Here is a 9097-nt window from a genome sequence, read left to right as displayed (position 1 = left end):
TAATTTTAATCATATAATTTTTGTATAAAAAATTTTTTTTTTTTTTTTAAATTTTATTTAAAAAATAAAAATACGCTTTTTTTTTTGGTGGTTTTTTTTTTTTTTTTTTTTGACATTTCCGAAAAAACCTGACTTTTGGGCGCCATTTATTCGAGCGTCCGTGCCAAAACTGACTTTTAGATTTGGGCCACATTCTTTTTTTATGTAAAAGAGCAGATGTGACGTTTAAAAAAATGAAATACGTAAGAATAAAAGAGAAGTCTTATATTTTTGCTCAAGGAGGAGCGAACATATATTACAACGCAACTTTCTGTCGTAATTTCGTATGATTTATTTTCTATTCTTTTTAGTCCTGTGTTATTATTATGTTATAAGTATTATTTGAAAAAATGATACATAGTAATGTGGATGTAGGCGGGGAAGAGTATGGAAGCAAAAATTAGTTTAGAGCCTTTTGAACGTATTTTAAGCGGTTACCAGAAAATCGAAGAACTAGCTGTGAATGTAGCAGATTGTTCGAAATTGGCACAGAAATATGCACGTTATGGGGTAGAAGGCTACTGCTTAGGGAACTATGTCGGAACTGGGTATCTCAATCGTTATCTAGAGTGTATGGTGGATCGTGCACCCATGTTGATATACAAAAGAAATTATTTGATTCCTCTGCTTTTTCGACGTTCAGATTCTGCTTATCAATTATTTGAAGAGGATTATCGAATGGAAGCTTTTTTTCGGTTATTGGAATGGAGCCTTAAACATCAACCGGGGAAAATCTTGATCGAAAAAAATGAAAAGTATGATTTAAAAAAAGCAAAGGTGATCGATAGTGCCTATCTAGCTTTTAGAGTATCAGAGATTCTTGACAGTGGCGGTTACCCCCTCAGTAATTTTCAGACGCTTGAGCAATTCATCGAATGGAATCGAATTTATCGCTTGATTGATAATGGTGGAATTGGTCGTCATAGTAAGCTGTTTGATCCAGAATATCCTGAAAACATGGAAGAGTTGCGAATGATCATCTCTTTAGTTAAATTAAAATATCCGGACACCGAACTCATGGTTTGATTTCTGTGCTCCTAAAAAACAAATAGAGGCGGTAACAGAAATATTTATTTTCAAAAGAATATTTCCGTTATCGCAGTTTATTTGTATTTAGAGCGTGAAACAAAAGGACTTCTTACTTTTGTTCCATGCTCTTCGTCTATTCTACTTATAAGTCTATTTTAGTGTAAAGCGCAGAGGGCATCGTTTCAATCAGTGGGCTAGTTTCAGATGTCATCACATTCAATTCATGCATTGCGCGGGTACACATCGTATAAAGGACTAACTTATCTTGACTTGAGAAAAAGTTTTCTTGATCGATATTCCAGAGATATACACGATCGAATTCTAATCCTTTTGCTAAGAAAGCAGGCAATAAAACGATTTGTCGTTTCATGAAGTCTGTTTCATTTGAGATCAATTGGATCTTTTCTTTTAGGACACTCGGTAGTTGCTCATAGAGCTGTTCGCATTCGGCTTGCGTTTTTCCAATGATCGCCGTTCGCCAATAACGTGTTTTTTCTTGTGCTTGCTCAAGTGAGTCAGACAGCCAATTTAAGCGAGCCTCTAAGGAAGTGCCGTCCACAATGACTGGGAGCTCTCCTTTGCGAGCAGTTGTTTCCACATGGTCTTCTTTTGACAAAAAGTGATTAGCAAAATCAGTGATTTCTTTTGTCGAACGGTAACTCGTCGTTAATTGGAAATGAGTGACTTCCTGCTCTTTAAATAATTGATCAAGTGAACCTGTAATCGTTTCATTACCAAAAACATTTTGATTCAAATCACCACAAAATGTTAAATTCGCTTTCGGATAAACCGCCTGTAAAAGAGCCACCTGTGCAGGAGCGAAATCTTGCATTTCATCAATGAAGATATAGCGTGCTTTTTGTGTGGCGGAGACTGGATACACTTTGCGCATCAACAAGAAGAATAAGACAGCATCTTCTTGCTGCAAGTAACGTTGACGTAGATTTTCTTTTAGACGCATTGCATGTTCTTGCCACATTTGTGGACTGATGTGATTCTTTGCCAAAACTATTTCTGGAATTGTTTGGATAAAATGTAGGTATTGTTTCGTAATATTGACGAATTGATAATTCATGATTCCGCGATAGATACGGCGGAATCGTTTTTTGACGATTTGATTTGCTAGTTTTTTACGTAAAGAGCGCTCTTTTTGCTCGGTGTATTCTAGATTAGGATCAGTCGCATATAACTCTTGTAATTGTTCTTCTGCCAGATCTTTGACCCATTGTTGACGGGTTTCGTCTTTTTGTAATCCACCCAATTTTTTTAGTAATTTTGTTTGTAAGAGCGAAATACGTTGATGTAATGGTAACAGTTCATTGGTTTCTTGATACCAGGTGCGGATCGATTCTTTTGACAGAATGGTGCGTCCATTGATTTTCATATCACGAAACAGAGGACCGTAATTTGTGATCGTTTCGATATACGCATCAATGTGATCAATCAACGTCAAACCGCTTTTTAACGTTTTGACTGGATCTTTGTCACCAGATAAAAATCCAGCTTCCTGCTGATCTTCTTCCAATAAAGTGAACTCAGGGACTAATTGGTCTAAATAGCTTTTGAATGTTTGCGTAGGAACGCCGCTTTCACCTAAAGAAGGCAAGACGGTCGAGATATAATCTGAAAAAAGATGGTTTGGTGAAAACAATAGCACATTTTCAGCTTCAAGCCATTTTCGATTATGGTAAAGTAAAAAAGCAATGCGCTGTAGTAAAGCAGATGTTTTCCCGCTACCGGCGATACCTTCGATCAACATGACTTTGCTTTGTGTATCACGAATGATGGCATTTTGTGCTTTTTGGATGGTGGAAACGATATTTTTCATATGCGCGCTTGATGCATCATCTAAAATCTCTAGTAAGAAATCATCATTAATCACTTCAGAGGTATCGACCATCGAAACGATTTTCCCATCTACGATCTTGAATTGGCGTTTCAATAATAAATCAACATTGATCTTTTCAGTATCGGTTTCATAAAAGGCAGGGCCGATTTCTCCTTCATAATAAAGGTTTGCGATAGGCGCACGCCAATCGATCACGATCGTTTCTTCTGTAAGATCTCGTAATGAAGCAATCCCTAAATATAGGGTTTCAGCTTCACTTTCTTCTTTAAAGTCAATACGTGCAAAATAAGGGTTCTCTTTCATTACCGCTAGGGTTTGCAGACGTTTTTGCTGTGCTTCGAGTGTATGGTATTTTAAAAGTAGTTCTTGCTCGTGTTGGCGGTATTCAACAGCTGACTCATAAAAAGATTCATTTGAACCGGCACGGATCTTATGGATAGCAGTCTCTTTCGTGGAATCATTCATTTCCTGTGTGAGCGTTTGTTGTTTATTGTCCAGCAGCTTTTGTTCAAGTTGGATCAAGTGAGTCGTTTCATCCACATGCTGTTGTTCTAGTTGTCTTTCATTCATTTCTTTATGTGCTCCTTCCGCCGTAAATAACGAATTAAAAGTATAGCACAAAAGCTGAAAAAAAGGTACCTTTGTCCATTGATTAGAAGAAGTTGTTTTTGATAATAGGGGATGAGAGTGATAGTTATTTTCATTTAAGAATAAATAATTCACAAAGTTATGAGGAATCGGTATTCTATACTCTATAGAGGAGTGAGAACATGGCACATTTTAAGAAATTTTTATTAACTGTTTTTATAGGTATTATTGCGCTGATCAGTGAATTTATTTTTAAACAACCGCAGATTGCCTATCTTATCATTGCAGTCACTGGAGGCTTTTTAGCATTTTTTATGTTTCTTGAAATGATAAAAACCCTACGTTCTGGCAAATACGGTGTCGACATCTTAGCAATTACAGCAATTGTCGCCACGTTGATCGTAAGGGAATATTGGGCAAGTCTGATGATCTTAGTCATGCTGACTGGTGGAGATAGCTTGGAAGACTATGCCAATAAAAAGGCAAGTAAAGAACTACAATCTTTATTAGATCGTACTCCTCGCACAGCTCATAAACTGGAAGATGGAAAACTAAAAGAGATTGCTGTTGATTCGATCGAAATCAATGACATTATCGTAGTCAAGCCAGGAGAAATCGTTCCGGCAGATGGAAGAGTAGTAAAAGGAGAATCTCAATTTGACGAATCTTCACTGACTGGTGAGGCGAAACCAATCACTAAAGTCGTCGGCGATGAATTGATGTCTGGATCAGTCAATGGGAATGACTCGATCCAGATGCAGATCGAAAAAAGAGCAGCTGACAGTCAGTATCAACTGATCATAAAATTAGTGGAAGAATCAAAAGAAAAACCGGCTCACTTTGTTCGATTGGCAGACCGCTATGCAGTTCCGTTTACACTGATAGCCTATTTGATTGGTGGGATATCATGGTGGTTAAGCAAAGATCCGTTGCGTTTTGCAGAGGTGTTAGTTGTAGCCTCCCCTTGTCCATTGATCTTAGCAGCACCAATTGCTCTAGTCGCAGGAATGAGCCGTTCTAGTAAAAATGGGATAGTTGTGAAGACTGGGACGACTATTGAAAAGTTAGCACGTACCAAAACAGTTGCTTTTGATAAAACGGGGACGATCACAAAAGGCTTCCTTGAAGTCGCTGAGATCCACCCAGAGCCAACCATTACAGAAGATGATTTGTTGATCTACGCTGCAAGTGCCGAGCAGGAATCAGGTCATATTTTGGCGCGCTCCTTACTAAAAAAGGTGCCTCACGATCAATTGTTAGCTGTAAGTGATTTGAAGGAAATCACAGGTCAAGGGATACAAGCGATTGTAGCCGATCATCAAGTGAAAATCGGGAGAGCTTCATTTATTGGCACCAATGAAGTTCAGACAACGAAAACAGCGATCTATGTTGCTATTGACGGTCAATTTGCAGGCACGATCCTTTTTTCAGATACCCTTCGTCCAGAAGCAAAAGAGACGATTCAAGAATTAAAGAAACTTGGTATTTCCGATCTTATGATGATCACAGGAGATGGGCAGGCGATCGCTGAATCAATCGCAGCAGAAGTAGGTCTGACATCTATCCATGCACGTTGTTTGCCACAAGACAAGCTGAAGATCTTGGAACAAATCCCTGAAAAAGATCGGCCCGTTACGATGGTGGGAGATGGCGTCAATGATGCACCTGCTCTTGCCATCGCAGATGTTGGGGTAGCAATGGGTGCCCATGGATCGACAGCTGCTAGTGAAAGTGCTGACGCAGTCATATTGAAAGATGATCTAACGAAAGTCACGACAGCAGTGATGATTTCGAAAAGAACGATGCAGGTTGCCAAGCAATCGGTATTGATCGGTATCTTTATCTGTGTCTTTTTGATGCTCGTTGCAAGTATGGGTGTGATCCCAGCTTTATTTGGTGCAGTACTCCAAGAAGTGGTCGATACAGTATCGATCCTCAGTGCATTAAGAGCGAGAAGTGACAGGTGAAGTGATAGATAAAGTATAGAAAATTCTTTTCACTTCCTTTGTTTTGCGGTATTATCAAGTGGTAGAAAATCTGTTTCAAACAAAGATACAGTTTCAAGACCAATCATAAGGGAGACGATACAATGCCATTCGTACACGTAGAATTAGTAGAAGGACGTAGTCCAGAACAACTTGAAAATATGATGAAAGATATCACGGAAGCAGTCCACAAAAATACGCAAGCGCCAAAAGAGCACATCCATGTCATCATCAATGAAATGAAAAAAGGAACATATGGCGTAAATGGTGAATGGAAAAAATAAGTCATGTACTTACTTGATTTTTCTTTTTATTAGTGGTTAAATAAACACATAGTTGATTGATGAGAAAGCCAACTGAATTTGAGAGTCTTCGATAAGAGAGGAAAAGCTAGGCTGAAACTTTTCCAGAAGAAAACCAAAGGATGACCACTTTCGAAACCTTTGTCGAAACAGAGGCGGTCGTACCGTTATAACGCTTAAGGAACGTATTGACGTTCGAAATTAGGTGGAACCACGAATCTTTCGTCCTAGTATCTTGTTTATGAGATGCTAGGATTTTTTTGTTGGAGTTCTCGATCAATCAAAAATCTAAGGGAGGCTATTTATTATGATAAAGATCACTTTTCCAGATGGCGCAGTCAAAGAATTTGAGACTGGCAGTACTACTGCTGAAATCGCCGAAAGTATTTCAAAAAGTTTAGCTAAAAAAGCTTTAGCTGGTAAAGTCAACGGACAGTTGGTTGACTTGAATCGCGGGATTGAAGAAGATGCAACAATCGAGATCGTTACACCAGACCACGAAGATGCACTATCTTTAGTCCGTCACTCTGCAGCACATTTGATGGCTCAAGCAATGCGTCGATTATATCCAAATATTCATTTTGGTGTAGGACCTGCAATCGATTCAGGCTTTTATTACGACACAGACAACGGAGAAAACCAAATCAGTGTAGAAGATCTTCCAGCAATCGAAGCAGAAATGATGAAGATCGTGAAAGAAAATCTACCTATCGAACGACGTGTCCTTTCAAAACAAGAAGCGTTGGATATTTTTGCAAGTGACCCTTACAAAGTTGAATTGATCAGTGAATTACCAGAAGATGAAGTAATCACTGCATACCAACAAGGTGAATTCATCGACCTATGCCGTGGACCACATGTTCCTTCAACTGGACGTATCCAAGTATTCAAATTATTATCAGTTGCTGGTGCATATTGGCGCGGAAATTCAAATAATCACATGATGCAACGTGTGTATGGAACAGCATTCTTTGATAAAAAAGAACTAAAAGAATTCATCCGCCTTCGTGAAGAAGCAAAAGAAAGAGATCACCGTAAACTAGGAAAAGAATTAGATTTATTCATGGTTTCGCCAGAAGTAGGATCAGGCTTACCTTTCTGGTTGCCAAAAGGCGCAACGATCCGCCGTACGATCGAACGTTATATCGTTGATAAAGAAGTCAGCTTAGGCTATCAACACGTCTACACACCGATCATGGGGGATGTAGAACTGTATAAGACATCTGGACACTGGGATCATTACCAAGAAGATATGTTCCCACCAATGGATATGGGTGACGGTGAAATGCTCGTTCTTCGCCCGATGAATTGCCCTCACCACATGATGGTATACAAAAACGCGATCCATTCCTATCGTGAATTACCAATTCGTATCGCTGAACTTGGAATGATGCACCGTTATGAAAAATCAGGTGCTTTGTCAGGCTTGCAACGTGTCCGTGAAATGACGTTGAATGATGGGCATACATTTGTAAGACCAGATCAAATCAAAGACGAATTCAAACGTACGCTTGAGTTGATGGTTGCTGTTTATGCAGACTTCAATATTACAGACTACCGTTTCCGTTTGAGTTACCGTGACCCAAATAATACACACAAATATTTTGATGACGATGCAATGTGGGAAAAAGCACAAGTAATGCTTAAAGCCGCAATGGACGAATTAGAACTTGATTATTTTGAAGCAGAAGGAGAAGCTGCTTTCTACGGACCAAAACTAGATGTTCAGGTCAAAACAGCACTAGGTACAGAAGAAACATTATCAACGATCCAATTAGACTTCTTGTTGCCTGAACGTTTTGAATTGACTTACGTAGGAGAAGATGGTGAAAATACACATCGTCCAGTGGTTATCCACCGAGGAATCGTTTCAACGATGGAACGTTTTGTTGCTTATTTAACAGAAGTATACAAAGGAGCTTTCCCAACTTGGTTGGCACCGATCCAAGCAACGATCATTCCTGTTTCAGTTGATGCACACAGTGACTACGCTTATGAAATCAAAGAACGCCTTCAAATGAAAGGCTTGCGAGTAGAAGTAGACGACCGTAATGAAAAAATGGGGTATAAGATTCGTGCTTCTCAAACACAAAAAGTCCCTTACCAATTGGTTGTAGGAGATAAAGAAGTAGAGGATGCAACAGTAAATATCCGTAAATACGGTAGTAAAGAAACATCTGTAGAAGATCTGAACATCTTTGTAGATGCAATTGTTGCAGAAGTACAAAACTATAGTCGTGAAGGCTAATCAAATAGTAGACAAAAAAACAGCAGAGAAGACGATTTGTCTTACTCTGCTGTTTTTTTCCACTAGTGACTACAAGGAATATTTAGACAAAAACTAAAGAAATTTTATACATTGCTGTGCCGCTCAAAAAGCTTAGATATGGTATACTTACATAGACTGTAAGATGAAAAGGATGTGAGATCTATGGGCGTTATTAGCCATATCAAAAGCATGATGGAAGAGTATTCCTCTGCAGAAAAAAAACTTGCAGATTATATTATCAACAATGTAGAAAAAATTCCAACGATGACGGCCAATGAACTAGCTGAATCAGCTGGATTAAGTGCCTCAACAGTCGTTCGATTTTCTAAAAAAATCGGCTATCAAAGCTTGACTGATTTTAAAATAAATATTTCGACAGAACTCCAAACAGGTATCGATGAAGGCTTTAGCGACATCCAACCGAATGAATCCTTTTATTCGATCAAAAATAAATTAGGAAATAATGCGCAAGTGGCGATCAGAGAGACGGTTGATGTCTTGAAAGAAGAAAAAATCCAAGAGGTCGTTCAAAGTTTGGAAGGTGCAGAAACAGTTTTTTTATATGGTGTAGGAGCTTCTTCTCTTGTGGTGGAAGACATCGTGCAGAAATGGTCACGGGTCGGAAAACCGATCATCTTTGAAAAAGATATCCATGTGCTACTCCCTCAGTTGGTAAGTAATGAAACGAAAAAAGTGCTGTGGCTGATATCCAATTCTGGCAACACTGCAGACGTTGTTGCAGTAGGGGAGATCGCTAAAGACTTGGGTATTCCAGTAATTGCTTTAACACAATTTGGAACCAACCATTTAAGCAGAATCGCAGATGTCGTCATCCAAACCTCCAGACCAAAAGAAATTACTAACCGAAGTGCAGCAACGAATTCCTTGTTAGCTCAATTCGTGACAATCGATATTATTTTTTATTTGTATATGGCAAAAAATGAACAGTTGAGCGAAAAAGTTGGAAAAACAAGACAAGCAATCAAAGGCTATTTTGAGTCGAAACTATGATTGTGCGAAAATAATAGAAAAACAG

6 protein-coding genes are annotated in these 9097 nt (G+C 38.7%); 5 read left to right on the top strand and 1 reads right to left on the bottom strand.

Features of this window, described 5'->3' with window-relative positions; all coding sequences use genetic code 11:
- The first annotated feature begins 426 nt into the window (after positions 1-426).
- Positions 427-1065, top strand: a complete 639-nt coding sequence (locus DVW83_RS10595) for a hypothetical protein (protein WP_104661953.1) — start codon at positions 427-429, stop codon at positions 1063-1065.
- A 145-nt stretch (positions 1066-1210) separates the two neighbouring features.
- On the opposite strand, the gene helD is transcribed toward DVW83_RS10595, so the two are convergent.
- On the bottom strand, positions 1211-3487 hold the full coding sequence (gene helD / locus DVW83_RS10590; RefSeq protein WP_104661954.1) for an RNA polymerase recycling motor HelD: 2277 nt from the start codon (positions 3485-3487) through the stop codon (positions 1211-1213).
- A gap of 200 nt (positions 3488-3687) precedes the next feature.
- Between helD and DVW83_RS10585 the strand changes: the two genes are divergently transcribed.
- The 4 genes from DVW83_RS10585 (at position 3688) to DVW83_RS10565 (ending at position 9072) form a co-directional block, all read left to right on the top strand.
- Positions 3688-5472 carry a heavy metal translocating P-type ATPase gene (locus tag DVW83_RS10585; protein WP_104661955.1) on the top strand — a complete coding sequence of 595 codons (1785 nt, stop codon included), beginning with the start codon at positions 3688-3690 and terminating at the stop codon, positions 5470-5472.
- 122 nt (positions 5473-5594) lie between these two features.
- Entirely contained in the window at positions 5595-5774 is a 180-nt protein-coding gene (locus tag DVW83_RS10580) for a 2-hydroxymuconate tautomerase (RefSeq protein WP_002287649.1), read from the top strand.
- 325 nt (positions 5775-6099) lie between these two features.
- Complete coding sequence (gene thrS, locus DVW83_RS10570) at positions 6100-8040, top strand: threonine--tRNA ligase (protein ID WP_104661956.1); 1941 nt, start codon at positions 6100-6102, stop codon at positions 8038-8040.
- A gap of 183 nt (positions 8041-8223) precedes the next feature.
- The gene (locus tag DVW83_RS10565; protein ID WP_104661957.1) at positions 8224-9072 is read left to right on the top strand and encodes a MurR/RpiR family transcriptional regulator; all 849 of its coding nucleotides are present in this window, start codon (positions 8224-8226) and stop codon (positions 9070-9072) included.
- The last annotated feature ends 25 nt before the right edge of the window (positions 9073-9097 follow it).

This window comes from Enterococcus sp. VV15 (assembly GCF_005236045.1).
GTDB lineage: Bacteria > Bacillota > Bacilli > Lactobacillales > Enterococcaceae > Enterococcus_B > Enterococcus_B durans.
Note: the sequence above shows the minus strand (reverse complement) of the source record. Positions and strands in the feature narration are given on the sequence as shown.

What these genes read in the sequence shown, in the direction of transcription:
- DVW83_RS10595 (WP_104661953.1), top strand. Translation starts at nt 427, where the DNA reads ATGGAAGCAAAAATTAGTTTAGAGCCTTTTGAACGTATTTTAAGCGGT.
- helD (WP_104661954.1), bottom strand. Translation starts at nt 3,487, where the DNA reads ATGAATGAAAGACAACTAGAACAACAGCATGTGGATGAAACGACTCAC.
- DVW83_RS10585 (WP_104661955.1), top strand. Translation starts at nt 3,688, where the DNA reads ATGGCACATTTTAAGAAATTTTTATTAACTGTTTTTATAGGTATTATT.
- DVW83_RS10580 (WP_002287649.1), top strand. Translation starts at nt 5,595, where the DNA reads ATGCCATTCGTACACGTAGAATTAGTAGAAGGACGTAGTCCAGAACAA.
- thrS (WP_104661956.1), top strand. Translation starts at nt 6,100, where the DNA reads ATGATAAAGATCACTTTTCCAGATGGCGCAGTCAAAGAATTTGAGACT.
- DVW83_RS10565 (WP_104661957.1), top strand. Translation starts at nt 8,224, where the DNA reads ATGGGCGTTATTAGCCATATCAAAAGCATGATGGAAGAGTATTCCTCT.